The sequence below is a fragment of the Janthinobacterium sp. OK676 genome (genome assembly GCF_900103595.1).
Taxonomy (GTDB): Bacteria; Pseudomonadota; Gammaproteobacteria; order Burkholderiales; family Burkholderiaceae_D; genus Janthinobacterium.
On sequence record NZ_FNHA01000019.1, the window covers coordinates 38,691 to 63,239 of the forward strand.

The 24,549-nt window shown below is 59.6% G+C and carries 18 protein-coding genes, 1 tRNA gene and 1 pseudogene; 7 read left to right on the top strand and 13 right to left on the bottom strand.

Features of this window, described 5'->3' with window-relative positions; genetic code table 11:
* The first annotated feature begins 126 nt into the window (after positions 1-126).
* Positions 127-2,103, top strand: a complete 1,977-nt coding sequence (locus BLU39_RS27025; protein ID WP_092719266.1) for a methyl-accepting chemotaxis protein — start codon at positions 127-129, stop codon at positions 2,101-2,103.
* Positions 2,104-2,129: 26 nt separating this feature from the next.
* Here BLU39_RS27025 and BLU39_RS27030 read toward each other — a convergent pair whose 3' ends face one another.
* Positions 2,130-2,630, bottom strand: coding sequence for a thioredoxin family protein (locus BLU39_RS27030; RefSeq protein ID WP_092719269.1), 501 nt, complete (start codon positions 2,628-2,630; stop codon positions 2,130-2,132).
* A gap of 279 nt (positions 2,631-2,909) precedes the next feature.
* On the opposite strand from BLU39_RS27030, the gene BLU39_RS27035 reads away from it, so the two are divergent.
* From BLU39_RS27035 to BLU39_RS27055, 5 genes are all read left to right on the top strand, one after another.
* The gene (locus BLU39_RS27035) at positions 2,910-4,076 is read left to right on the top strand and encodes an HPP family protein (RefSeq protein ID WP_092719272.1); all 1,167 of its coding nucleotides are present in this window, start codon (positions 2,910-2,912) and stop codon (positions 4,074-4,076) included.
* Positions 4,073-5,170, top strand: a complete 1,098-nt coding sequence (locus tag BLU39_RS27040) for a M48 family metallopeptidase (protein WP_092719275.1) — start codon at positions 4,073-4,075, stop codon at positions 5,168-5,170. The genes BLU39_RS27035 and BLU39_RS27040 overlap by 4 nt, the downstream gene beginning before the upstream one ends.
* Positions 5,171-5,305: 135 nt before the next feature.
* Entirely contained in the window at positions 5,306-7,117 is a 1,812-nt protein-coding gene (locus BLU39_RS27045; RefSeq protein WP_092719278.1) for a DUF885 domain-containing protein, read from the top strand.
* A 158-nt stretch (positions 7,118-7,275) separates the two neighbouring features.
* Complete coding sequence (locus BLU39_RS27050; protein ID WP_175539433.1) at positions 7,276-8,376, top strand: SRPBCC family protein; 1,101 nt, start codon at positions 7,276-7,278, stop codon at positions 8,374-8,376.
* Positions 8,373-9,548, top strand: a complete 1,176-nt coding sequence (locus BLU39_RS27055; RefSeq protein ID WP_092719284.1) for a zinc-dependent alcohol dehydrogenase — start codon at positions 8,373-8,375, stop codon at positions 9,546-9,548. The genes BLU39_RS27050 and BLU39_RS27055 overlap by 4 nt, the downstream gene beginning before the upstream one ends.
* Before the next feature lie 51 nt (positions 9,549-9,599).
* Here BLU39_RS27055 and BLU39_RS27060 read toward each other — a convergent pair whose 3' ends face one another.
* Both BLU39_RS27060 and BLU39_RS27065 read right to left on the bottom strand, forming a co-directional pair.
* Positions 9,600-10,439 carry an HDOD domain-containing protein gene (locus tag BLU39_RS27060; protein ID WP_092719308.1) on the bottom strand — a complete coding sequence of 280 codons (840 nt, stop codon included), beginning with the start codon at positions 10,437-10,439 and terminating at the stop codon, positions 9,600-9,602.
* Between the two features lie 78 nt (positions 10,440-10,517).
* A complete protein-coding gene (locus BLU39_RS27065) occupies positions 10,518-11,150 on the bottom strand; it encodes a helix-turn-helix domain-containing protein (protein ID WP_092719286.1) in 633 nt (210 codons plus the stop codon).
* A 557-nt stretch (positions 11,151-11,707) separates the two neighbouring features.
* Between BLU39_RS27065 and BLU39_RS28435 the strand changes: the two genes are divergently transcribed.
* A complete protein-coding gene (locus BLU39_RS28435) occupies positions 11,708-11,962 on the top strand; it encodes a hypothetical protein (protein WP_139178502.1) in 255 nt (84 codons plus the stop codon).
* Positions 11,963-11,971: 9 nt separating this feature from the next.
* Here the strand turns inward: BLU39_RS28435 and rpoC are convergent, their stop codons facing one another.
* The 10 genes and pseudogenes from rpoC to BLU39_RS27115 form a co-directional block, all read right to left on the bottom strand.
* Complete coding sequence (gene rpoC / locus BLU39_RS27070) at positions 11,972-16,213, bottom strand: DNA-directed RNA polymerase subunit beta' (RefSeq protein WP_086140053.1); 4,242 nt, start codon at positions 16,211-16,213, stop codon at positions 11,972-11,974.
* 109 nt (positions 16,214-16,322) lie between these two features.
* Positions 16,323-20,429, bottom strand: coding sequence for a DNA-directed RNA polymerase subunit beta (rpoB, locus tag BLU39_RS27075; RefSeq protein ID WP_092719289.1), 4,107 nt, complete (start codon positions 20,427-20,429; stop codon positions 16,323-16,325).
* A 244-nt stretch (positions 20,430-20,673) separates the two neighbouring features.
* Positions 20,674-21,045 (bottom strand): 50S ribosomal protein L7/L12, encoded by a 372-nt coding sequence (gene rplL, locus BLU39_RS27080; RefSeq protein WP_070223390.1) that lies wholly within the window; start codon positions 21,043-21,045, stop codon positions 20,674-20,676.
* Positions 21,046-21,112: 67 nt separating this feature from the next.
* Complete coding sequence (rplJ, locus tag BLU39_RS27085; RefSeq protein ID WP_034753621.1) at positions 21,113-21,652, bottom strand: 50S ribosomal protein L10; 540 nt, start codon at positions 21,650-21,652, stop codon at positions 21,113-21,115.
* A gap of 320 nt (positions 21,653-21,972) precedes the next feature.
* Entirely contained in the window at positions 21,973-22,668 is a 696-nt protein-coding gene (rplA, locus tag BLU39_RS27090) for a 50S ribosomal protein L1 (protein WP_034753134.1), read from the bottom strand.
* The gene (gene rplK / locus BLU39_RS27095; protein ID WP_034753131.1) at positions 22,668-23,102 is read right to left on the bottom strand and encodes a 50S ribosomal protein L11; all 435 of its coding nucleotides are present in this window, start codon (positions 23,100-23,102) and stop codon (positions 22,668-22,670) included. Before rplK ends, rplA begins: the two co-directional genes overlap by 1 nt.
* Positions 23,103-23,218: 116 nt before the next feature.
* A complete protein-coding gene (gene nusG / locus BLU39_RS27100; protein ID WP_092719293.1) occupies positions 23,219-23,845 on the bottom strand; it encodes a transcription termination/antitermination protein NusG in 627 nt (208 codons plus the stop codon).
* Positions 23,845-24,228, bottom strand: a complete 384-nt coding sequence (secE, locus tag BLU39_RS27105) for a preprotein translocase subunit SecE (protein WP_010394308.1) — start codon at positions 24,226-24,228, stop codon at positions 23,845-23,847. The genes nusG and secE overlap by 1 nt, the downstream gene beginning before the upstream one ends.
* A 32-nt stretch (positions 24,229-24,260) precedes the next feature.
* Positions 24,261-24,336, bottom strand: a tRNA-Trp gene (locus BLU39_RS27110).
* 66 nt (positions 24,337-24,402) lie between these two features.
* Positions 24,403-24,549 (bottom strand): annotated as a pseudogene (locus tag BLU39_RS27115) (elongation factor Tu); the annotation flags it as partial.

Consider the following 24,549-nt stretch of genomic DNA (forward strand, 5'->3'; position numbering starts at 1 on the left):
CCGCATTGCAACATCAATGAACGAAAAGCAGCAATGGTGCGATGGAAGGCGCAGTGCGGCCGGTATACTGTCTGCTCGCCTGCCCGCTTTTCTGCTCATTCTGCAGGCTATCCTCCAAGGTCTTCCATGTCTCTGCTCCGCCGCCTCTCCATCCAGAAAAAACTCCTGTTCAGCATGGGCTTGTGCCTGCTGCTCTTCATGGCGATCTCGTCTTTCCTCAGCGTGCGCATGAGCAGCGATTACGTGCGCGAGCGCGTCGTCAGCCAGGAGTTGCCAGCGCAAGTGGGCGAGATCCGCAACGACGTGCTGCGCCAGATCAGCCAGCCCCTGTCCGTCGTGCAGACCATGGCCAACGATGTCTACCTGCAAGACTGGGAAGACGCGGGCTTGCCCGACAGCGGCATCGCCACCTTCCAGCGCTACGCCAGCGTGGTCAAGGAAAAGAACAAGGCAGCCTCGATCAACTGGGCCTCGGCCAGCACGGGCAAATATTTCACCACGGAAGGCTTGTTGCGCACCCTGGACAAGAACCAGGCGGCAGACCAGTGGTTTTATGGCTTGCTGGCCGGCGACAAGGCCTACACGCTCGACATCGACAAGGCGCAAAACTCCAGCGACCTGATGCTGTACTTGAATGCGCGCGGCCAGACGGCGGGCGGCAGGCAGATCGCGGCCGGCCTGGGCCTGTCCATCAATGCGCTGGCCGACACCATCCGCAGCTACAAGATCGGCCAGACGGGCCATGTCTACCTGGCGCGCGCCAACGGCATGCTGCTGGTGCACCGCGACACGTCCTTGGCCGACGGCAAGCATGCACTCAAGGATCTGCCGGGCTTTAGCGATACCCTGAGCCAGAGCCTGCTCACTGGCAAAAAATACGCGTATGCCATCTACGATGCGCCTGCGGGACGCCAGTTCGTCGCCGCCTCCTTCGTGCCGGAATTGAATTTGTACGTGATGGCCGAAGTGCCGGAAGCGGAAGTGCTGGGCAATGTCACGCGTTCGGCCCTGATCGCCGCCCTGGTCGCCGGCCTCGTCGGCGGCGGCATCGCCTTGCTCATCATCTATGTCATCAGCCGCGCCATCGCCGCTCCCGTCGCGCGGGCGGCCGACATGCTCAGCGAAATCGCCAGCGGCAATGGCGACCTGAGCCGCCGTATGCCCGTCGAATCGGAAGACGAGGTCGGCGCGCTGGCGGCCGCCTTCAACCGCTTCGTCACATCGCTGAACGTGACGATACGCGAAGTTCGCGACAGTACCGGGTCCATTGCGAGCGCATCGAGCCAGATCGCGTCGGGCAACCTGGACCTGTCGGCGCGCACGGAAGCCCAGGCGTCGAGCCTGGAAGAGACGGCGGCGGCCATGGAAGAGCTGACGTCGACCGTGAAACAGAACGCGGACAACGCGCGCCAGGCCAATCAGCTAGTGGTGTCGGCCTCGAGCCACGCCCTCAAGGGCGGTGAAGTGGTGGGACAAGTGGTGCAGACGATGGGCGCGATTACAGACAGTTCACGCAAGATCGCGGATATTATCGGCGTGATCGACGGTATTGCCTTTCAAACCAATATCCTCGCCCTGAACGCCGCCGTCGAGGCGGCCCGCGCGGGCGAACAGGGCCGCGGCTTTGCCGTGGTGGCCACCGAGGTGCGCAACCTGGCGCAGCGGTCAAGCCAGGCGGCCAAGGAAATCAAGGACTTGATCGTCGACTCGGGCAGCAAGGTGGAAGCGGGCAGCAAGCTGGTCGACTCGGCCGGCGCCACCATGCAGGACATCGTCGTTTCCGTGCAGCGAGTGGCCGACCTGATGGGAGAGATCGCCTCGGCCAGCCAGGAGCAAAGCCAGGGCATCGCGCAAGTCAACGCCACCGTGACGCAAATGGATGACGCCACCCAGCAAAATGCGGCGCTGGTGGAAGAAGCGGCGGCGGCGGCCCAATCGTTGCAGGATCAGGCGGCCCGGCTGGCACAGGTGGTCAGCGTGTTCAAGCTGGAAGAAGCCGGGCATGCGGCGCAGCCGCAGCCTCGGCGGGCGGCGCACAAGCCGGCGCTGCCCACGCCATCGCGCCCGGCAGCGCCAGCCAGCGATGCGTGGGAAGAGTTTTAAAGGGGTTTAAGGGGGTTTGAAAACGCTTAAATCGCCGGCGCTTTCACGCTGGCCGCTTGCTTGAAGAAATCGTAGATGCCGCTCTCGCTCATGCGGCGGGCATTCGCCAGTTCGCCGCCCTTGGTGGCGTACAGCACCTGGTTGTTGTCGCTCGAGACGAGCACGGCAGCCGGTATGCCTTTCTTGAGCGGATTGCCATAGGCTTGCGCCACGTCGAGGTTATGGTCGAAGTTACCCACGTCGACCTTGACGACCTTGAACTGCTGCTGCATCAATTCCGCGTTCTTGCCTTCCTTCAATGCCTTGTCGAGCGCGCGGCAATCCTCGCACCAGTTGGCGCCAAAGATCAGCAAGACGGGCACGTGCGCCGCCTTGGCTTCGGCCAGCGCGCGGGCCACGTCGGCCTTGGCGTCGGCCGCCGCGTTGTACGGCAAGTGCGGCGTGGCGACGGGGTTGGCCGGTGTCGGCGCGGCGGCCACGGCGGTGCCGGCAAGCAGCAGGCTGGCAAGGAAAAGAGAAAGACGCATGCGGGCTCCTGAGATCAATCATGGGGACCAGCTGAACAGCTGCCAGCTAGTGTGATTGTCTAGAATATGCCTGCTTGTGGGAAATATCCACCATTTAATTGCACTGTGCTTATGCGGAAAACGTATAAGCGACACCAAAGGAGAGCCTGCCACCGTCGCGGCCGCCAGGAACTTGCAAGCGGTCTGTGCCGAAGATTGATGCCCGCAGGCAGCGAAATGGAACGCATGGGATAATATCGGGCTGACACTGAGCAACGCGACCCGAACGCGCCCTCCTCCATGACGACTTCTTTCCTGGCACGCTGGCTGCCGCAACCGAACAACGGCAGCCGCCGCGAACAATTGCGCGCCTGCGCGGGCGCCATCTGCGGCTTGCTGCTGACGGGCCTGATTTGCCATTTCCTGCTGGCACCCGACAGCGCCAGCGTCTACCTGATCGCCCCCATGGGCGCCTCGGCCGTGCTGCTGTTCTGCCTGCCGGCCAGTCCGCTGGCCCAACCGTGGTCCGTGGTGGGCGGCAACGTGGTGTCCGGCCTGATGGGCATGGCTTGCGTGAAATGGCTGGGACCGAGCGTGGGCGTGGCGGCGCTGGCCGCCTGCCTGGCCATCGGCGCCATGTTTGCCCTGCGCTGCCTGCATCCGCCGGGCGGCGCCGTCGCCCTCACCACCGTCGTCGGCGGTGCCAGCGTGCACGCGGCCGGCTTTGAATTCGTCTTCATCACCGTGCTGTTCAATTCCGCCGTGCTGGTCGCTTGCGCCGTGCTGTACAACAACCTGACGGGACGCCGCTACCCGCACATCCAGCAACTGGTGGCGCCGCATCCGCACGATACCAAGGATGACGTGCCCAGCAACCGCCTGGGCTTTTCGCCGGACGATCTCGACGCAGTGCTGCGCCAGCACAGCGAAGTGCTCGATATCAGCCGCGACGATTTGCAAGCGATCTTCCTGCAAACGGAAATGCGCGCCTACCAGCGCCGCTTCGGCGTCGTCACCTGCGCCGACATCATGTCGAAAGACGTGCTCAGCGTGGAATTCGGCACCCCGCTCGACGTGGCCTGGCGCACCATGCGCGAACACCAGGTGGGCGCCCTGCCCGTGCTGAACCGGGCGCGCCGCGTCATCGGCATCATCACGCAGACGGATTTCCTGCGCCACGGCGGCCTCGACGATTACCAGGGCATGCGCCAGCGCCTGCGCGGCTTGCTGCAACGCAGCGGCCTGTCCCACAGCGACAAGCCGGAAGTGGTGGGTCAGCTGATGACGCCATCGCCGCACACGGCCCGCCTGGGCACGCCCATCATTGATCTGGTCCCCCTGATGGCCGACGCCGGCTATCACCATATTCCCATCCTCGACGATGAAGAGCGTCTGGCCGGCATCATCAGCCAGTCCGACCTGATGGCGGCCCTGTACGAAAGCCGCTTTGCCGAGGCCGCCGCATGACGCCATTCCAGGCACTGTTGACAGTGCCCGACGGCGGCTCCGCCGGCACGCCCGTCAGCGCGCATTTCTTTGGTGCCCAGCTGGCTATCGATGCGCCCGGCCATGCTGTCGACGTGGCGCAGCTGGTCGTCAGCGTAGGTGGCGTCGATGGCCCGGAACTGTTCCTGAACTGGCTCGACGCACAAGGACGGCAAGCCTCGCTGAAACCGCTGACGGCTAGCGACATCGCCATCGTCTTGCGCGAAGCGCCGGCCGCGCTGCAGCCGCAACTGCAGCGCCTGTGGGGCGAGCGCCAGCGCAACCGGCGGCAAGTGTCGGGCTGGCTGGCAGGTTTGACGGGCGCGGCCGTCGTCGCAGCCAGCCTGCTGTGGTGGCAAGGCGGCAATGCCATCGGCGCGCTGGCGGGATGGATTCCCCTGTCGACGGAAAAACAGCTGGGCGAACTGGCCCTGGCGCAAGTGCGCGCGCAGGGCGGCATCAGCGAAAACGGCGTGGCCCAGCAAACGGTGCAGGAGATCGGCCGCAAGCTGACGGCCGCTTCGCGCTACGAGTACCGCTGGCTCGTCAAGAACGACGACACGGTCAACGCATTCGCCATGCCTGGCGGCATTATCGTCGTGCATACGGGCTTGCTGCGCCAGGCAGCCGACCCGGGCGAGCTGGCCGGCGTACTTGCGCATGAAGTGCAGCATGTGGAGCAGCGCCATTCGCTGCGGCAAATGATCAGCAGCCTGGGCTGGGGCGCCCTCGTGGGCGTGACCATCGGCGACATCAGCGCCGTGGCCGCCATGCTGGCGCACCAGGCCGGCACTTTGTATTTCAGCCGCGACATGGAGGAAGAGGCGGACCGCCTCGGTTTGCTCGCCTTGCAGCGCGCGCACATCCGTCCCGATGGCATGCTGCGCTTTTTCCAGCAGCTCGATGACAAGAACGAGGCCAAGGTGCCGGACTGGATTTCTTCACACCCGCAAACGGCGGCACGCGCGCAGCAGATCCGCAGCCTGATCGCCGCCACGCCCTGCCCTGCCTGCCTTCCCTTGACCAGCAGCCACTGGCAAGGCATGAAAGCAGCCCTGCGGCCTACGGCAAAATAGCAACATTCCTCCCGCACAATTTATCCAAACGCACTGGGCAATGGCGTATGCTTACGCCCCGGCTGCTCCATCGCGACCGGCCACCCCGACCCCGCTACGCCTCCGTTCATACCCTCCTTACAAAGGACATCGCGCATGAAGCATCGTTTTGCCGCCGGCACCCTCGGCACCCTGACCATCTCCCTGTTGCTCGCCTACGCGCCCATGACGCAAGCGGCCCAGCCCGCGGCCAAAAGCGTGGCCGTCAGCGCGCCGAAAGCAAAGCAGCAGCTGCAAGTGCTGGCCGACAAATATTACGATGCGCTGGCCCGTTTCGAGCCGATCAATGCCACCGAGAGCGGCGACAACCGTTTTGACGACCAGCTCGGTTCAGCCATCGTGCCCGCCGCGCGCGCAAAACAGTTCGCCCTGTACCACCAGTACCAGAAGACCCTGCGCGGGATTGCCCGTGCACAGCTGTCGCACCAGGACCAGATCAACTACGACATTCTCGACTATGAACTGGCGACGGCGCTCAGTTTCGAGCGCTTCCCCGAATACCTGTTGCCTTTGAACCAGATGGACAGCATGCCCGTCACCCTGGCCAATTATGCGGGCGGCGAGGCATCGCAGCCTTTGACGACGGTCAAGGAGTATGACGCTTACCTGAGCCGTATCGGCCAGTTGCCGGGCTGGATAGACCAGGCCATCGCCAACATGAAAGTCGGCATGCAAAAAGGCATCGTGCTGCCGAAGGCGCTGACGGAGTCGGCGCTGCCGCAATTCAAGAAACTCGTCAGCGCCACGCCGCAGGACAGCGTCTATTACACCCCCATCAAGAACTTGCCGGCCAGCTTTTCCGAGGCGGACAAGGCGCGCCTGACGCAAACCTACACCGTCATCATCGAAGTCAAGCTGATGCCTGCGCTGCAGCGCCTGTCCACCTTCATGGAACGCGACTACCTGCCGGCCGGCCGTACGAGCAGCGGCTGGAGCGCCCTGCCCGATGGCGCGGCCTGGTACCAGGCACGCGTGGCCAGCAGCACCACGACGGATCTGAAACCGGAGCAGATCCACGCCATCGGCTTGAAGGAAGTGGCGCGCATCCAGGAACAATACGCGATCGTGGGCCCGAAGATGGGCTACAACGGCCCGGCCGCCGGCTTGCCCGTGTGGGTGTCGGAACAGGCGAAATACCGCCCGTTCAAGACGGAACAGGAAGTGCTCGACGTCTACCGCAAGCTGAACGTGCTGCTGGACAGCAAATTGCCCGCCCTGTTCACCCTGGTGCCGAAAGCGCCGCTGGACTTGCGCCTGGAACCTGAACTGAGCCGCGACACGGCCGCCGACCACTACACGGCACCGGCCGCCGACGGCTCGCGCCCCGGCGTGTTCTGGTCCGTCGTCACGGATCCGAAACTGTATGGCGACACGGGCATGACCACCCTGTTCCTGCACGAAGGCAAGCCCGGCCACCATTTCCACCTGGCGCTGGTGCAAGAGATGGACTTGCCGAACTTCCGCCGCTTCGGCGGCAACAATGCCTTCACGGAAGGCTGGGCCCTGTATGCGGAAACCCTGGGCAAGGAAATGGGCCTGTTCGAGGACCCGGCCCAGTATTTCGGCCACTTGAACGACGAGATGCTGCGCGCCGTGCGCCTGGTGGTCGACACTGGCTTGCACACCAAGGGCTGGACGCGCGAGCAGACGATCAAATACATGCGCGACACGCTCGGCTATGACGCCGTGGCGAGGAGCGAGACGGAACGCTACATGGCGTGGCCTGGCCAGGCCCTGGGCTACAAGATCGGCGCGCTGAAAATCGTCGAACTGCGCCAGCGCGCGCAGCAGGCGCTCGGCGACAAGTTCAGCCTGCCGAAGTTCCACGAAGTGGTGCTCGGCGACGGCACCCTGCCCCTGAAACTGCTGGAAGCCAAGGTCGACCGGTGGATCGCGCAGCAGAAGTAAATTAAACCCCTCCCGCAACAGCGGCAGCGCCAGTCCGGGCTGCCGTTTTTTTTCGCGCCGATGCTTGATCTGGCGCAGATCCAGCGTATCTCGCGCACGCCTGCCGGAACGCGTGCCAGACCATGCTACCTAATTCCCATACACTGAAGGGAGGCAGCATGCAAAGCGAAGACATCAGCGATGGCGCCACGGCGCGTCCGTCAACATGGCAGCAGCAGTCAGAACTACCAGCGGAAACATCCGCTTCGTCCGGGAATGGGCACGACGCCATTCTTCATTACACGAGCGCGCGCGGCGAGGCCGATATGCGGTCGCGGCGGCGTATTCCCGACGATACCCCGCGCGGCAACCATGCCCTGATCACGGCACTTGGCTGGCTCAGCATCGGCCTGGGCCTGGCCCAGCTGGTGGCGCCGCGCGGCCTGGCGCGGGCCAGCGGCCTGCGCGGCGTTTCGCCATTCTGGATACGCGCCATCGGCCTGCGCGAAATGGCGTGCGGCGTAGGCTTGCTGCGGGGAGAAACCCGGCCGGCATGGCGCTGGTCGCGCATCGCCGGCGACGCCATGGACCTGTCGCTGCTGGGCGCGGCCATGGCCAGCCGGCGCCATGCGCGCACGCGCCTGGCGGCAACGGCCGCCGTCGTGGCAGGCGTGACGGCCATCGACTATATCGCCAGCGCACAACTGGCGCCGCGCAAGCTGAGCGAACTGCCCGCGCCCGGCGAAGAGGGACTGGCGCTGCAAAAGAGCGTCATCGTCAACCGTTCCGCCGACGATTGCTACCGCGCCTGGCGCGACCTGGAAAACCTGCCCCGCTTCATGCCGGGCTTGCAATCGGTGCAGGTGATCGATGCGCGGCGCTCGCGCTGGAACAGCGTCGAAGGCGAGTGGATAGGCGAACTGACAGACGAACGCCCGGGCCAGGGCATGCGCTGGCGCGCGGCGGAAAACCATGCGGAAACGGGGGCGCTGGAACTGTCGCCCGCCCCCGGTGGGCGCGGCACCGTAGTGACGATGCAACTGCACATGCAGGCGCCGGCCGGCAAGGTGGGCACGGCCGTGGTTGGCCTGTTCAGCCAGGCCCCCGCCTACAAGATCGAGACCACCTTGCGCCGCTTCAAGCAGTGGATGGAAACGGGCGAGGTCAGCACCACCGAGGGCCAGCCATCGGGCAAGCGCAGCTTCAAGACGCGCCTGCTGCACAAGGCCAGCGGCACGGCGCCTGCCCCTCGACCGCAATCAAACGGAGGTGTGTCATGAAAGCCAATTGCTGGCACGGCAAGCGCGACGTACGGGTCGAACAGGTACCTGATCCCGCCATCATCAATCCCGGCGACGCCATCATCAAAGTCAGTTCCACGGCCATCTGCGGCTCCGACCTGCACCTCTACAATGGCGTCGTGCCCAGCATGGAGCAAGGCGATATCCTCGGCCATGAGTTCATGGGCGAAGTGGTGGAAACGGGCTCCGCGGTGCGCAAACTCAAGATGGGAGACAGGGTGGTGGTGCCGTTTCCCATTGCCTGCGGACGCTGCTTCTTTTGCGAACAACAGCTGTACTCGGTGTGCGAGAATTCCAATCCCAACGCCTACATGGCAGAAAAAATGTGGGGCCATTCGGGCGCGGGCATCTTTGGCTATTCCCACCTGACGGGCGGCTATGCGGGCGGCCAGGCCGAATATGTGCGCGTGCCGTTTGCCGACGTCGGTCCCATCAAGGTGCCGGACGAGCTCAAGGATGAACAGGTCCTGTTTCTCTCGGACATACTGCCGACCGGCTACATGGCGGCCGAAGCCTGCGGCATCGCGCCGGGCCAAGTGGTGGCCGTGTGGGGTTGCGGCCCCGTGGGGCAGTTCGCCATCCAGAGCGCCTTCCTGCTCGGCGCCGAGCGCGTCATCGCCATCGACCATTACCCGGAACGCCTGCGCATGGCGCGCGAACTGTCCGGCGCGGAAACCCTGCATTTCGATGCCGTGGACGTACCCGATGCTCTGCGGGAAATGACGGGAGGACGGGGCCCCGATGCCTGCATCGATGCCGTCGGCATGGAGGCCCACGGTTCCGGCGTCAGCTATATCTATGACCGCCTCAAGCAGACGATGAAACTGGAGTCGGACCGGCCCACGGCCCTGCGCGAAGCCTTGATGGCGTGCCGCAACGGCGGTGTCGTCTCGGTGCCGGGGGTGTATGGCGGCTTCAGCGACAAGATTCCGTTTGGCTCCATCATGAACCGTTCATTGACCATCAAGACGGGGCAGACACACGTGCAGCGCTACATGCAGCCGCTGCTGGAACGCATCCAGCAGGGCGAACTCGACCCAGGTGCCATCATTTCCCACCACCTGCGCCTGGACGAAGCGCCGCACGGCTACGATATCTTCCAGAAGAAACAGGAGCAATGCATCAAGGTGGTGCTGCATCCCGGCCCCTGAGCGGCGCTGACAGGCAAACCTCGCCGCCCTGCCCGACGGGCAGTGCTTATCTCAGACGAGCAGCGCGGCGCTCATCGAGCGCACTTCCTCGTTTGACTCGGCCAGGATGCTTTGCAAGGTGTCGTTGTCGATGATGAAATCGATGACGGAATCGGAAGGGGTGAGCATTTCCACGTACGTCACCTGCAAAGGTGAGGACACGGGCGACAGTTGCTTCGCCAACAATAAGGTATCGAGCAGGGAATCAGGCGGGATCGACAGCAAGCCATCGCGCAAGCCTTCGATGGCTTCGCTCACTGCCAGCGGGATCAAAAGCTTCTTCATGACTTCGCGGGAAATGATTTCTTCTGCGGACTCCATCCAGTGATCCGCATCGTCGTCGAGCAAGCCAGGAAATTCGTCGGCACGCGACAACAGGTAAAAACCGCCCACCTCATGCACGATGCCGGCGAACAGCGCCGTGTCGGCATCGACGTGCGTGACGCGGCGGGCAAGCACGTGCGCCAGCGCCGCCACGTGGGCAGTGTGCTCCCACAGCTGGGTCGCCTTCTGGCGCAGGACGGGGTCGATGATCTTGCTGCCGAACTGGCGTACCACCATGGCCGCCACCAGTGCGTACAGATTGCGGTAGCCCATGCGCATGACGGCGGCGCGCACGCTGGTCACGGGCGCCGCCTCGCCGCGGCTGTACACGGCCGAGTTGGCCAACGCGACCGTGCGCGCCGCCAGCAAGGGTTCGGCCAGGACCAGCTTGATGGCATGGTCGATATGGCAGTCCGGTTCCGCCAGGGCCAATTGCAATTGCAATGCGGAATTAACACTCGTGGGAAACGTTAATTCGCCGCGCACCGCCTGGGAAACAATCAAACCAAAAGCCTGCAATTTGTTCATCATACGATCTATCCGCCTCAGATATTATTCCAGCAAACAATTTCACTTTATAGCAGAAATTGTTTTCCAGGCCCGGCTTTAGAATACAGATGGCATGTCATTCGTCTGCATTGGAGAATCCGGCAATGTCAGCGCCTGCAATAGCGCTTCATCGCCAATAACAAACAGCTTCGGCTGCTGTAATACCTGCAGCAGAAATGGCTGGCCTTCACGCAGTCGCCGGCGATAATCGGCCAGCGTATATAGGTTGGGATTGATTTTACGCCTTAAGGTTCGCTCGGCCGGGGCCAATCCGGTCAACAAATCACCATAATTGGCTTCTTCGCCCACCAGCAGCAAATCGATGGCGCTGCCAGGCATGTCCTGCCCCTTTGCCGTGGCGCCAGACACGAAGGCCAGGTGGAGCTGATCACGCAAGGGCGCCAGGGTCATGCTGAGCACGCCGACGATGCCGAAGGTTTTCTGCACCAGTCCACTCAACTCGGGATACACGAGGCTTTCCTTGTTGGGCCAGAAGCGCCGCACGTTGCCGATACGCTCGGAAGTGATCAGGCCAGAGTCATGCAGCCGACGCAGTTCCCGCTGCGCCGACGCGCTGCCCAATCCCGTCAGGCGCATGATCTCGTTCAAATGAAAGCCTTCATTCACGCGGACAAAGAGCAAACCCAGCAACTTTTGCTGGGCTGGAGTAAACAGGGCTTGTGCAATCATGCGCCAAATCTTAGCATGAATGAACTGGAAACTGGCGTGGCGCAGGCAATAGGGCGTGACGCCGCAACAACGCTGTCATGCGCAGTTACCAGCAATTGGGCGGGCCCTTGCGCGGCAAGGCACACTGGCACAGTGGCGGCTAGCTGGCAATCTGCCATCCTTGTGAGCGCTCACTTCAGATTCCTCGGTACGTCGGGTAGAAATCTCGGCCGGCATCAGCATCAGCATCAGCATCAGCCTGGTTTAACCCATCAATTCAAGCATGCTCGACTTAAGAGTAACTCGGCGATATTTGATGTATTAAGCAACCGGGATGAATGTCGATAGATCAATTTGATTCGCAATCTCAGCCATTAATAACCGCGTGGCTCAGCTAGAGTTTTAATATCCGACTTGCGCTCCATTGACGCATACTGTCAATAAAACATACCACGCATGAATAAGCGACATGGGATGATCACGTTTCTTTCAATGCATCATATCAATAACAATTGACGATAGTAATACTGGCGGATATAAATGAGCCGTCAGGTACTTCCGCATTTCAGGCTGTTTTTATGGATGCACGAGTTAATGCACACAGGCATAAAAAAACGGCACCCGAAGGTGCCGTTCTTGTCAGCTGGCAACGCAGATCACGCTTCGTCGCCGTGGTGTTGCCGGGTCTCGATAGCCAGAAAAACTTCGGTGGCTTCACCGGCCAGGGTGGTTTTATCGGCCGGCAGCGAGGTTCGACAGTGCTTTCATTTCCTGTGCAGCTTCCACTTGTACATAAAAAAACGGCACCCGAAGGTGCCGTTCTTGTCAGCTAGCAGCGCAGATTACGCTTCGTCGCCGTGGTGTTGCTGAGTTTCGATGTCCTGCAGCGCTTCGGCAGCTTCGCCAGCCATCGAGGCTTTCTCGGCCAGCAGCAGTGCTTGACGCTCTTCCACTTCCCACGCTTCTTTCTCTTTGCGTGCGCGGTGGAAGGCCAGGCCCGTACCGCCAGGAATCAGGCGGCCGACGATGACGTTCTCTTTCAGGCCGCGCAGACCATCGCGCTTGCCCATGATCGCCGCTTCGGTCAGCACGCGGGTGGTTTCCTGGAACGATGCGGCCGAGATGAACGAATCGGTCGACAGCGAAGCCTTGGTAATACCCAGCAAGACGTTTTCGTAGGTCGCAGGGATCTTGTTCTCCGACGTCACGCGATCGTTCTCGTCCAGCAGTTCCGAACGCTCTACCTGCTCGCCAACGATGTAGTTGGTGTCGCCGGCATTGACGATCTGAACACGGCGCAGCATCTGACGCACGATCACTTCGATGTGCTTGTCATTGATCTTCACGCCTTGCAGACGGTACACGTCCTGAACTTCGTCGACGATGTAGCGAGCCAGCGCTTCGATACCCAGCAGGCGCAGGATGTCTTGCGGATCGGCCGGGCCGTCCACGATCATCTCGCCCTTGTTCACGACTTGGCCGTCATGCACCAGCACTTGCTTGTCCTTGGTAATCAGGAACTCGTGCTTGTTGCCGTCCATGTCCGTGATTTCCAGACGCTGCTTGCCCTTGGTTTCTTTACCGAACGCAACCGTACCCGTGACTTCCGCCAGCATACCGGCATCTTTCGGCGAGCGCGCTTCGAACAGTTCCGCAACGCGTGGCAGACCACCGGTAATATCGCGCGTTTTTTGCGATTCGGTCGGGATACGTGCCAGCACTTCACCCACCGATACCTGTTGACCGTCCTTGACCATGATCAGCGCGCCGACCTGGAAGCCGATCGCCACCGAGTGTTCGGTGCCGGCGATCTTGACTTCTTCGTTCGCGTCGTTGATCAGCTTGACTTGCGGACGCAGGGTCTTGGTCAGCGAACCGCGACGTTTCGCATCGATCGCCACCAAGGTGGACAGACCGGTCACTTCGTCGACCTGACGGGCTACGGTGACGCCTTCTTCGACGTTCTCGAAACGCACTTGACCGGCGTATTCGGTAATGATCGGACGGGTCAGCGGATCCCACGTTGCCAGGGCCGTACCGGCCTTGATGACCATGCCGTCCTTGACGATCAGGGTCGCGCCGTACGGTACTTTATGACGCTCACGCTCACGGCCATGGTCGTCGGTGATCAGCACTTCGCCGGAACGGGAAATGACGATTTGCGCGCCCTTGCCGTTCGTCACGTAACGCATGGTTGCCGTGAAGCGGATGGTGCCGTTCGATTTCGCTTCCACCGACGATGCCACTGCCGCACGCGATGCCGCACCACCAATGTGGAACGTACGCATGGTCAGCTGGGTACCAGGCTCACCAATCGACTGCGCTGCCACCACACCGACGGCTTCGCCGGCGTTGACCAGCATGCCGCGGCCCAGGTCGCGGCCATAGCACTTGGCGCACAGGCCGAAGCGCGTGTCGCAAGTCAGTGGCGTGCGAACCTTGACTTCATCGATGGACAGACGCTCGATCTCTTCGACCATGTCTTCGTCCATCAGGGTGCCGGCGTCATACAGGGTTTCCTGGGTTTCAGGATTGACGACGTCATGCACCACCACGCGGCCGAGGATACGGTCGCGCAACGGTTCGATGACTTCACCACCTTCAACCAGGGCCTTCATGACGGTACCGTTCATGGTGCCGCAATCGTCCTCGATCACCACCAAGTCTTGCGTCACGTCGACCAGACGACGGGTCAGGTAACCCGAGTTTGCCGTTTTCAGCGCCGTATCGGCCAGACCTTTACGAGCGCCGTGGGTCGAAATGAAGTACTGCAAAACGTTCAGACCTTCGCGGAAGTTCGCGGTAATCGGCGTTTCGATAATCGAACCATCCGGTTTGGCCATCAGACCACGCATACCGGCCAACTGGCGAATCTGGGCTGCGGAACCACGCGCACCGGAGTCGGCCATCATGTAAATGGCATTGAACGATTCTTGCGTCGACTGCGTACCGTCGCGGCGGATCACGTCTTCGACTTTCAGCTGGTCCATCATGGCCTTGCCGACTTCATCGGAGGTCTTGCCCCAGATATCGACGACCTTGTTGTAACGCTCGCCGGCGGTCACGAGACCCGAAGCGTATTGCTGTTCGATCTGCTTGACTTCCGATTCGGCCGTCGCGATCAAGGTGACTTTTTGAGGCGGTACCAGCATGTCGTCGACGCAGATCGAGATACCGGCGCGTGTCGCCAGGCGGAAACCCGATTGCATCAGTTTGTCTGCGAACACCACGGTGGCGCGCAGGCCGCACTTGCGGAACGACGTGTTGATCAGCTTGGAAATTTCTTTCTTTTTCAGCGCGCGGTTCAGGACGGAGAACGGCAGGCCTTTTGGCAGAATTTCCGACAGGATCGCACGGCCGATCGTCGTTTCGTAACGCGTTACCGTTTTCTCGAATTCGCCCGTTTCGGCGTTTTTCGGGTATTCGGTAATACGCACGGTGACGCGGGTCGTCAGTTCGACTTCCTTGTTGTCGTAGGCGCGGATCACTTCCGACACGTCAGGGAACATCATCCCTTCGTTCTTCGCATTGATCGCTTCGCGGGTCGCGTAGTACAGACCGAGCACGATATCCTGCGACGGCACGATCGACGGTTCGCCGTTCGATGGGAACAGGATGTTGTTCGATGCCAGCATCAGGGTGCGTGCTTCCATCTGCGCTTCGATCGACAGAGGAACGTGGACCGCCATTTGGTCACCGTCAAAGTCGGCGTTGAATGCGGCGCAGACGAGCGGGTGCAGCTGGATGGCCTTGCCTTCAATCAGGACTGGCTCGAACGCCTGAATACCCAGACGGTGCAGCGTAGGTGCGCGGTTCAACATGATCGGATGTTCACGGATCACGTCTTCCAGGATGTCCCACACGACCGGCTCCTGGATCTCGACCAGCTTTTTGGCGGCCTTGATCGTGGTAGCCAGACCCATCAGTTCCAGTTTATTGAAAATGAATGGCTTGAACAGTTCCAGCGCCATCAGTTTCGGCAAGCCGCACTGATGCAGTTTCAATTGCGGGCCCACGACGATGACCGAACGACCGGAGTAATCGACGCGTTTGCCCAGCAAGTTTTGACGGAAACGGCCGCCCTTGCCCTTGATCATCTCTGCCAGCGATTTCAGCGGACGCTTGTTGGCGCCGGTCATCGCTTTGCCGCGACGGCCGTTGTCCAGCAGCGAATCGACCGCTTCTTGCAGCATGCGCTTTTCGTTGCGCGTGATGATCTCTGGAGCGCGCAGCTCCATCAGGCGTTTCAGACGGTTGTTACGGTTGATGACGCGGCGATACAGATCGTTCAGATCCGAGGTCGCGAAACGGCCGCCATCCAGCGGTACCAGCGGACGCAGTTCCGGCGGCAGCACTGGCAGCACTTCCATGATCATCCAGTCAGGCTTGATGCCCGAACGTTGGAACGCTTCCAGCACTTTCAGGCGCTTCGCGTATTTCTTGATCTTGGCTTCGGATTTCGATTCCTTCAGTTCCACGCGCAGGGTTTCGGCATCGCGGTGGATGTCGATCGAGCGCAGCAGTTCACGGATACCTTCGGCGCCCATGAAGGCGGTGAAGTCGTCGCCGTACTCTTCGTACTTGGCGGCGTAATCGTCTTCCGACATGATCTGGCACTTTTTCAGCGGAGTCATGCCCGGATCGGTCACGACGTATGCTTCAAAGTACAGCACGCGTTCGATGTCCCGCAGGGTCATGTCCAGGACCATGCCCAGACGCGACGGCAAGGACTTCAGGAACCAGATGTGCGCGGTCGGCGAGGCCAGCTCGATGTGGCCCATGCGCTCGCGGCGCACTTTGGCCAGGGTGACTTCGACGCCGCACTTTTCGCAGATCACGCCGCGGTGTTTCAGGCGCTTGTACTTGCCGCACAGGCATTCGTAATCCTTGATCGGGCCAAAGATCTTGGCGCAGAACAGGCCGTCGCGCTCAGGCTTGAAGGTACGGTAGTTGATGGTTTCCGGCTTTTTGACTTCGCCGTAGGACCACGAACGGATTTTCTCAGGCGAAGCGAGACCGATCTTGATTGCATCGAAGGTCTCGTTGGTCTGTACTTGCTTGAATAGATCGAGCAGTGCTTTCATGTATCACTCCAGAGGTGATTAAATTTCTATATTCCTGAGACTACATTGCCCGGCGTGGTTTCCCAGCCGGGCTTTGTGTTTCCCAAACCAAATGACAGGGTGCTGTCGTTTAGTTGCGTTCGAGGTCGATATCGATACCCAGCGAACGGATTTCCTTGACCAGCACGTTGAACGATTCCGGCATGCCGGCGTCGATCACGTGGTCGCCCTTGACGAGGTTCTCGTACACTTTGGTACGGCCATTCACGTCATCGGACTTGACGGTCAACATCTCTTGCAAGACATACGACGCGCCATACGCTTCCAGTGCCCAGACTTCCATCTCACCGAAACGCTGACCACCGAACTGGGCTTTACCGCCCAGTGGCTGTTGCGTCACCAGCGAGTAAGGACCGGTCGAACGCGCATGCATCTTGTCATCGACCAAGTGATGCAGTTTCAGCATGTGCATGACGCCGACAGTAACCTTGCGCTCGAACGCTTCACCGGTGCGACCGTCATACATGGTCACCTGGTTTTTCGACGCGGTCATGCCCAGGTTCTTGGCGATGTCGTCCGGATACGCCAGGTCCAGCATGCGGCGGATCTCGGCTTCATTGGCGCCGTCGAACACTGGCGTGGCGAATGGAACACCTTTTTTCAGGTTTTCCGCCAGCTTCATGATCTCTTCGTCGTCGAAGTCGTTCAAGTCTTCCGCACGGCCGTTGTCGTTGTAGATCGTCGTCAGGTACTTGCGCACTTGCTCGACCTTGGTTTGCGCCTTCAGCATTTCGCCGATGCGGATACCCAGACCCTTGGCAGCCCAGCCCAGGTGAGTCTCGAGAATCTGACCAACGTTCATCCGCGAAGGAACGCCCAGCGGGTTCAGCACAACGTCGGCTGGCGTGCCGTCGGCCATGTATGGCATGTCTTCCACAGGAACAATACGGGAAACCACACCCTTGTTACCGTGGCGACCTGCCATCTTGTCGCCCGACTGCAGGCGGCGTTTCACGGCCAGGTACACCTTGACCATTTTTTGCACGCCTGGTTGCAGCTCATCGCCTTGCGTCAGTTTCTTGCGCTTCTCTTCGAAGGCCAGATCGAACTGGTGACGCTTCTCGTTGATCGATTCCTTGATCGCTTCCAGCGCTACCGCCGCATCGTCGTCCGCAGGGCGGATGTCGAACCAGTGGTATTTGTCCAGATCGGCCAGGTATTCCTTGGTGATCTTGGCGCCTTTGGCCAGCTTTTTAGGGCCGCCGTTGACAACTTTGCCGATCAGCATCTTTTCCAGACGCTGGAAGGCATCGCCTTCAACGATACGCATCTGGTCGTTCAAATCCAGACGGAAACGTTTCAGTTCGTCATCGATAATTTGCTGGGCACGTTTGTCGCGCACGATGCCTTCACGGGTGAAGACTTGCACGTCGATCACGGTACCGATCATGCCCGAAGGCACGCGCAGCGACGTATCTTTCACGTCCGAGGCTTTTTCGCCGAAGATCGCGCGCAGCAGCTTCTCTTCCGGGGTCAGCTGGGTTTCGCCTTTAGGCGTCACTTTACCGACCAGGGTGTCGCCGGCTTGCACTTCAGCGCCGATGTAGACGATACCGGATTCATCCAGACGTGCCAGCTGATTTTCAGCCAGGTTCGAGATGTCGCGCGTAATTTCTTCCGCGCCCAGTTTCGTGTCACGGGCCACAACCGACAACTCTTCGATGTGAATCGAGGTGTAGCGGTCGTCTTTGACGACGTTTTCCGAGATCAGGATCGAATCTTCGAAGTTCAGACCATTCCATGGCATGAAGGCCACGGTCATGTTCTGGCCCAGTGCCAATTCACCCAGGTCGGTCGATGCGCCGTCGGCGATCACGTCGCGCTTGGCAACACGGTCGCCCACTTGCACGATAGGACGCTGGTTGATGTTGGTGTTCTGGTTCGAACGGGTGTACTTGATCAGGTTGTAGATGTCGACGCCCACTTCACCAGCGGTCGCTTCGTCATCGTTGACGCGAATCACGACACGGCCCGCATCGATGTAATCGACGATACCGCCACGCAGCGCTTGCACGGTGGTGCCCGAGTCGACCGCAACGGTGCGTTCGATACCGGTACCGACCAGCGCTTTTTCCGGACGCAAGCAAGGCACAGCCTGGCGTTGCATGTTGGCGCCCATCAATGCACGGTTCGCATCATCGTGTTCGAGGAACGGAATCAGCGAGGCAGCGACGGAAACGATCTGGCCCGGCGCCACGTCCATGTACTGGATGCGCTCTGGGGATACCAGGATGGTTTCGCCGGCTTCACGGGCCGAGACCAGTTCATCGGACAGCATGCCTTCGTCGTTGATGGTCGCATTCGCCTGAGCGATGATGTAGCGGCCTTCTTCGATGGCGGACAGGTAGTCGATCTGATCGGTAATCTTGGAGCCTTCGACCTTGCGGTACGGGGTTTCCAGGAAGCCGTATTCATTCAGGCGGGCATACAACGCCAGCGAGTTGATCAGACCAATGTTCGGACCTTCCGGTGTCTCGATCGGGCAGACGCGGCCGTAGTGGGTCGGATGCACGTCGCGCACTTCAAAGCCGGCGCGTTCGCGTGTCAGACCGCCGGGTCCCAGAGCCGATACGCGGCGCTTGTGGGTAATTTCCGACAGAGGATTGGTTTGGTCCATGAACTGCGACAGCTGGGACGAACCGAAGAACTCGCGAATCGCAGCCGAAATCGGCTTCGAGTTGATCAGGTCGTGCGGCATCAGGTTGTCCGCTTCGGCTTGGCCGAGGCGTTCCTTGACGGCGCGCTCAACACGCACCAGGCCGGCGCGGAATTGATTCTCTGCCAGTTCGCCCACGCAACGTACGCGACGGTTACCCAAGTGATCGATATCGTCGACTTCGCCGCGGCCATTGCGCAGTTCCACCAGGATCTTGATCACGGCCAGCACGTCTTCGTTCGACAGGGTCATGGCGCCCGTCAGTTCATCGCGGCCAATGCGGCGGTTGAACTTCATGCGGCCCACGGCCGACAGGTCGTAGCGGTCCGAGTTGTAGAACAGGCCGTTGAACAGCGCTTCAACGGAGTCTTCCGTTGGCGGTTCGCCTGGACGCATCATGCGGTAGATCGCCACTTTCGCAGCCATCTGGTCGGCGGTGTCGTCGATACGCAGGGTTTGCGAGATGTAGGCGCCCTGATCCAGGTCGTTCGTGTACAACGTTTGGATTTCGGAAATGTTGGCGTCGCGCAAGCGGCCCAGCAGATCTTCGGTCAGCTCATCGTTCGCGGAAGCGACGACTTCACCGGTGTCGCCATCGACGATATTCTTCGCCAATACGCGGCCCAGCAGGTAGTCTTCCGGTACGGAAATGTGCTTGATGCCGGCAGCTTCGATATCACGCACGTGTTTCGCGTTGATACGCTTGTCTTTCAGCACCAGGGTCTTGCCCGACTTGTCGACGATGTCGAAACGCGCCACTTCGCCGCGCAGACGCTCGGCGACGAATTCCATCTCCGCGCCTTCGGAGCGCAGGTTGAAATTGTCGAAGACGAAGAAATTGGCCAGGATTTGCTCGTGCGACATGCCGATGGCTTTGAGCAGGATCGTTACCGGCATCTTGCGGCGGCGGTCGACGCGGAAGAACAGGATGTCTTTCGGGTCGAACTCGAAGTCCAGCCACGAACCGCGGTAAGGAATGATACGCGCGGAGAACAGCAGCTTACCGGACGAGTGGGTCTTGCCGCGGTCGTGCTCGAAGAACACGCCAGGCGAACGGTGCAACTGGGAAACGATAACGCGCTCCGTGCCGTTGATCACGAACGAACCGGTGGTCGTCATGAGCGGCAATTCGCCCATGTAGACTTCCTGTTCCTTCATCTCTTTGACGACGGGCTTGGTTGGCGATTCCTTGTCCAGGATCACCAGACGCACTTTCGCGCGCAGCGGCGACGCGAACGTCAGGCCACGTTGTTGACATTCTTTGACGTCGAAGGCAGGATCGCCCAGAACGTACGACAAGAATTCGAGACGCGCAAAACCATTGTGCGAAACGATAGGGAAAATCGAGGTGAAAGCCGACTGCAGGCCATCATTCTTGCGGCCGGACGGTGCTATGTCCTCTTGCAAGAAGCTATGATAAGACTCGAGCTGGGTCGCCAGCAGGAACGGAACGTGGTGAACGTTGGCGCGCTTCGCGAATGATTTGCGAATGCGTTTCTTCTCAGTAAATGAGTAGTGCATGGACACTCCGTGAGTGACAGAAAGGATAGAAAATTCAGGTTTTGCAAGTGTTCGTTTGCACCGCTGCGTGTGACACAGACGAAACCTCAAGGCTCTGCTTTCCGGCTTGAATCGAATAAAAACTGCTGCTACAACTACGTGACAAATACGATGCAGACGACAAAGGAGCCAAAGTCGGATTTCCCCCCTTGCGAGGGGAAACCTCAGACTTTGACTCGGGCGCTAACTGCCGCCGGTACAGATATTACTTCATCGAAGCGGTTGCGCCGGCTTCAACCAGTTTCTTCACTGCAGCTTCAGCGTCAGCTTTCGACACTGCTTCTTTCACAGTTTTTGGTGCGCCATCGACCAGGTCTTTAGCTTCTTTCAAGCCCAGGCCGGTGATTTCGCGAACTGCTTTAATGACGCCAACTTTGTTTGCGCCGAAGGTGTCCAGAACAACGTTGAACTCGGTTTGCTCTTCAGCAGCTGCTGCTGGGCCTGCTGCAGGACCGGCCGAAGCCATTGCTGCTGCGGACACGCCGAATTTTTCTTCGAATGCTTTAACCAGGTCGTTCAGGTCCATTACGGACATGGCGCTAACTGCTTCCAGGATATCGTCTTTGCTAATTGCCATTTTGAAACTCCTAAATTTATTACGTTAGTTACATCAGATTGGTACTGAGAGAAAAAAGCGCGCGCAATTAAGCGGCTGCTGGGGCTTCTTCTGCTGCTGCTTCTGCAGGAGCTTCGGCGCCTTCGCCTTTTTTCGCTGCCAGGGCAGCCAGACCACGTGCAAAGCCCGAAACCGGAGCCAGCATAACGCCCAACAACTGCGAAATGAGGACTTCACGGCTAGGAATGCTCGCCAACGCGGTGACAGCAGCTGTATCCAGCGGCTTGCCTGCGTAGTTACCTGCTTTGATGACCAGTTTGTCGTTGGTTTTAGCGAAGTCAGCGATGACTTTAGCTGCTGCAACGGCATCGGCCGAGATCGAGTAGATCAACGGGCCGGTCATGGCATCTGCCAGGCTGGCGAATGCGGTACCTTCAACGGAGCGACGAGCCAGAGTGTTTTTCAACACACGCAGGTACACGCCTTGGGCACGCGCTTTAGCACGCAGTTGCGTCAAGTGACCAACCTGGATGCCACGATATTCGGCCACGACGATCGTTTGCGCATTTGCTACTTGTGCGGAAACTTCGGCGACGACGGCCTTTTTGTCATTCAGATTGAGACTCACGGTCAACCTCCTTAAATGATGTTCGGCAATCACAACCGAGTGGTTGAGCGCCTTGCATCGGTTCGAACACGGCGTCCGAAGTCAAGAAGTACTAAACTGAGCGGATGAATTCACGCAGCATGAGGACTACAAAACTTGTTCGGGTACACCATCTGCGTTGGGCACTGGCCGTTGCCGGCCAGCCTATTAACCTTCTGCATGTGCGATCGCAGTCGGCCCAACGGTCTTTGATTGTCTGCCTGCCTGGTGCGAACACCGGGCAGACAGCCCAAAGATGCGCCCGCAGCGCCCGAAGGCGCTACAGGACTTGATTCTGTTACTTAAGCTGCCAGGCTAGCCTGGTCAACACGGACGCCAGCGCCCATGGTCGACGACAGCGAAACCTTGCGCAGGTACACGCCTTTGCTCGATGCTGGCTTGGCTTTGTTCAGTGCGTCGATCAGTGCGACCAGATTCGACTTCAGATCTGCGTCAGCGAACGATTTACGGCCGATGGTAGCGTGGATGATACCGGATTTGTCGGTACGGTACTGAACTTGACCGGCTTTCGCGTTTTTCACGGCGGTAGCGACGTCAGGAGTAACAGTGCCAACTTTCGGGTTAGGCATCATGCCGCGTGGGCCCAGGATCTGACCCAGGGTACCAACGATACGCATGGTATCTGGCGAAGCGATAACGATGTCGAAAGGCATGTCGCCGGCTTTGATCTGCTCAGCCAGGTCTTCCATACCAACGATGTCGGCGCCAGCTGCTTTGGCAGCTTCCGCTTTTTCGCCCGACGCGAATACTGCAACGCGTACGGTTTTGCCGGTACCAGCTGGCAGCACGACGGAGCCGCGCACCACTTGGTCGGATTTCTTAGGGTCAACACCCAGTTGTACCGATACGTCGATCGATTCATTGAACTTGGCCGTTGCGCACTCTTTGATCAGAGCGACAGCGTTGTCGAAAGCGTACACTTTGGTACGGTCGACTTTGGCTTTCAAAGCCTTGATACGTTTGGATAACTTAGCCATTATACAACACCTTCCACCGTGATACCAATCGAACGAGCGGAACCAGCGATGGTGCGCACAGCAGCATCCATGTCGGCAGCGGTCAGATCAGGGGTTTTCAATTTAGCGATTTCTTCAGCTTGTGCGCGGGTCAGCGTACCGACTTTGTCGGTATGTGGCTTCGGCGAACCTTTGGTGATCGCAGCAGCTTTTTTGATCAGGTAGGTTGCTGGAGGCGTCTTCATCACGAACGTGAAGGACTTGTCCGCAAACGCGGTGATCACGACTGGAATCGGCATGCCTGGCTCCAGACCTTGGGTCTGTGCATTGAAGGCCTTGCAGAATTCCATGATGTTCAGACCACGTTGACCCAGAGCTGGACCGATTGGTGGGGATGGGTTTGCTTTACCAGCTGGCACTTGCAGCTTGATAAAACCAATGATTTTCTTTGCCATGATGGCTCCTATCTTGGATTGAGTAGTAGCGCCCCGCCGATCCTACCCTGGCGGGGCTCCTCTGACCGGATTTCCCTGATAAAACCGGGACGCTCCTGGTGGCGCTTGATACAGATTTAAACTTTTTCGACCTGGCCGAATTCGAGCTCTACCGGAGTAGCGCGGCCGAAGATGGTGACAGAAACGCGCACTTTGGATTTCTCGTAATTGACTTCTTCGACATTGCCGTTGAAATCGGTGAACGGACCATCCTTGATGCGGACTTGCTCGCCCACTTCGTACAAGGTCTTCGGACGGGGCTTTTCAACACCTTCCTGCATCTGGCGCATGATGGCATCGATTTCGCGCGCGGAGATCGGCGTCGGCTTGTTCGATTTGCCACCGATGAAACCGGTAACCTTGCTGGTGTTCTTGACCAAGTGCCAGCTCTCGTCCGTCATTTCCATTTCAACCAGCACATAGCCAGGATAGAAACGACGTTCGGTGACCGACTTCACACCATTCTTGACTTCAACCACTTCTTCGATCGGCACGAGGATCTGGCCGAACTGGTCTTGCATGCCCGCGCGCTCAATGCGCTCGGTCAGTGCGCGCATGACGCTTTTTTCCATGCCGGAATAAGCATGCACGACATACCAGCGCTTGCTGCTCACTGGCACGCTCAGCGCTGCACCAGTATCCGCTGCCGGAGCGTCGCCCGGAACGGATTCGTCCGCCGCTTCATCATGCACATTTTCGCTCATTATTTTTTCCAACCAAGAATTACGTCATACAACAAAAACTCGAGCAATTTATCCGTACCCCACAGGAAAATCGCCATGACCAGCACAAAGGCAAACACGATCGCAGTGATCTGCGTGGCTTCTTTGCGGGTCGGCCAAACGACTTTCTTGGTTTCGCGCACTGCTTCTTTGGCGAAATTGAGAAATTCACGGCCGGTCGTCGAGACATACAAGAGCGCAACAGCAATAACCAAACCAGCCACAAGCGCGCTTGCACGCACCAGAGCTGGTTGGCCTGCCAGGTAATAAAACCCGACTACTCCTGCAATCGCAGCCACTATTGCCAGCGCGACTTTTATCTTGTCACTCGACGTGCTAACGGTTTGCACGGATTGATTTGACATTTTTCTACTTTCGGTGCCCTGCACCTTGACGGTGGCAGGGACGGAGGGCATCGAACCCCCAACCTTCGGTTTTGGAGACCGACGCTCTGCCAATTGAGCTACGTCCCTACGTAAAACTTTCGAGGAGTGCTATTCTACCACCCAGGACGCCCCGGGTGGAAGCATAACATTTCCTTATGCGAGGATTTTTGCAACCACGCCGGCGCCGACGGTACGGCCGCCTTCACGGATAGCGAAGCGCAGACCTTCTTCCATCGCGATCGGGTTGATCAGCTTGACGGTGATCGACACGTTATCGCCTGGCATGACCATTTCTTTGTC

Excerpts from the sequence above, each read along its gene's own strand:
- BLU39_RS27035 (WP_092719272.1), top strand. The coding sequence starts at position 2,910 with ATGACGACTTCTTTCCTGGCACGCTGGCTGCCGCAACCGAACAACGGC.
- BLU39_RS27065 (WP_092719286.1), bottom strand. The coding sequence starts at position 11,150 with ATGATTGCACAAGCCCTGTTTACTCCAGCCCAGCAAAAGTTGCTGGGT.
- BLU39_RS28435 (WP_139178502.1), top strand. The coding sequence starts at position 11,708 with ATGGATGCACGAGTTAATGCACACAGGCATAAAAAAACGGCACCCGAA.
- BLU39_RS27050 (WP_175539433.1), top strand. The coding sequence starts at position 7,276 with ATGCAAAGCGAAGACATCAGCGATGGCGCCACGGCGCGTCCGTCAACA.
- nusG (WP_092719293.1), bottom strand. The coding sequence starts at position 23,845 with ATGAGCGAAAATGTGCATGATGAAGCGGCGGACGAATCCGTTCCGGGC.
- BLU39_RS27030 (WP_092719269.1), bottom strand. The coding sequence starts at position 2,630 with ATGCGTCTTTCTCTTTTCCTTGCCAGCCTGCTGCTTGCCGGCACCGCC.
- BLU39_RS27040 (WP_092719275.1), top strand. The coding sequence starts at position 4,073 with ATGACGCCATTCCAGGCACTGTTGACAGTGCCCGACGGCGGCTCCGCC.
- secE (WP_010394308.1), bottom strand. The coding sequence starts at position 24,228 with ATGTCAAATCAATCCGTGCAAACCGTTAGCACGTCGAGTGACAAGATA.
- rpoC (WP_086140053.1), bottom strand. The coding sequence starts at position 16,213 with ATGAAAGCACTGCTCGATCTATTCAAGCAAGTACAGACCAACGAGACC.
- rplA (WP_034753134.1), bottom strand. The coding sequence starts at position 22,668 with ATGGCTAAGTTATCCAAACGTATCAAGGCTTTGAAAGCCAAAGTCGAC.
- BLU39_RS27045 (WP_092719278.1), top strand. The coding sequence starts at position 5,306 with ATGAAGCATCGTTTTGCCGCCGGCACCCTCGGCACCCTGACCATCTCC.
- rpoB (WP_092719289.1), bottom strand. The coding sequence starts at position 20,429 with ATGCACTACTCATTTACTGAGAAGAAACGCATTCGCAAATCATTCGCG.
- BLU39_RS27060 (WP_092719308.1), bottom strand. The coding sequence starts at position 10,439 with ATGAACAAATTGCAGGCTTTTGGTTTGATTGTTTCCCAGGCGGTGCGC.
- BLU39_RS27025 (WP_092719266.1), top strand. The coding sequence starts at position 127 with ATGTCTCTGCTCCGCCGCCTCTCCATCCAGAAAAAACTCCTGTTCAGC.
- rplK (WP_034753131.1), bottom strand. The coding sequence starts at position 23,102 with ATGGCAAAGAAAATCATTGGTTTTATCAAGCTGCAAGTGCCAGCTGGT.
- BLU39_RS27055 (WP_092719284.1), top strand. The coding sequence starts at position 8,373 with ATGAAAGCCAATTGCTGGCACGGCAAGCGCGACGTACGGGTCGAACAG.
- rplL (WP_070223390.1), bottom strand. The coding sequence starts at position 21,045 with ATGGCAATTAGCAAAGACGATATCCTGGAAGCAGTTAGCGCCATGTCC.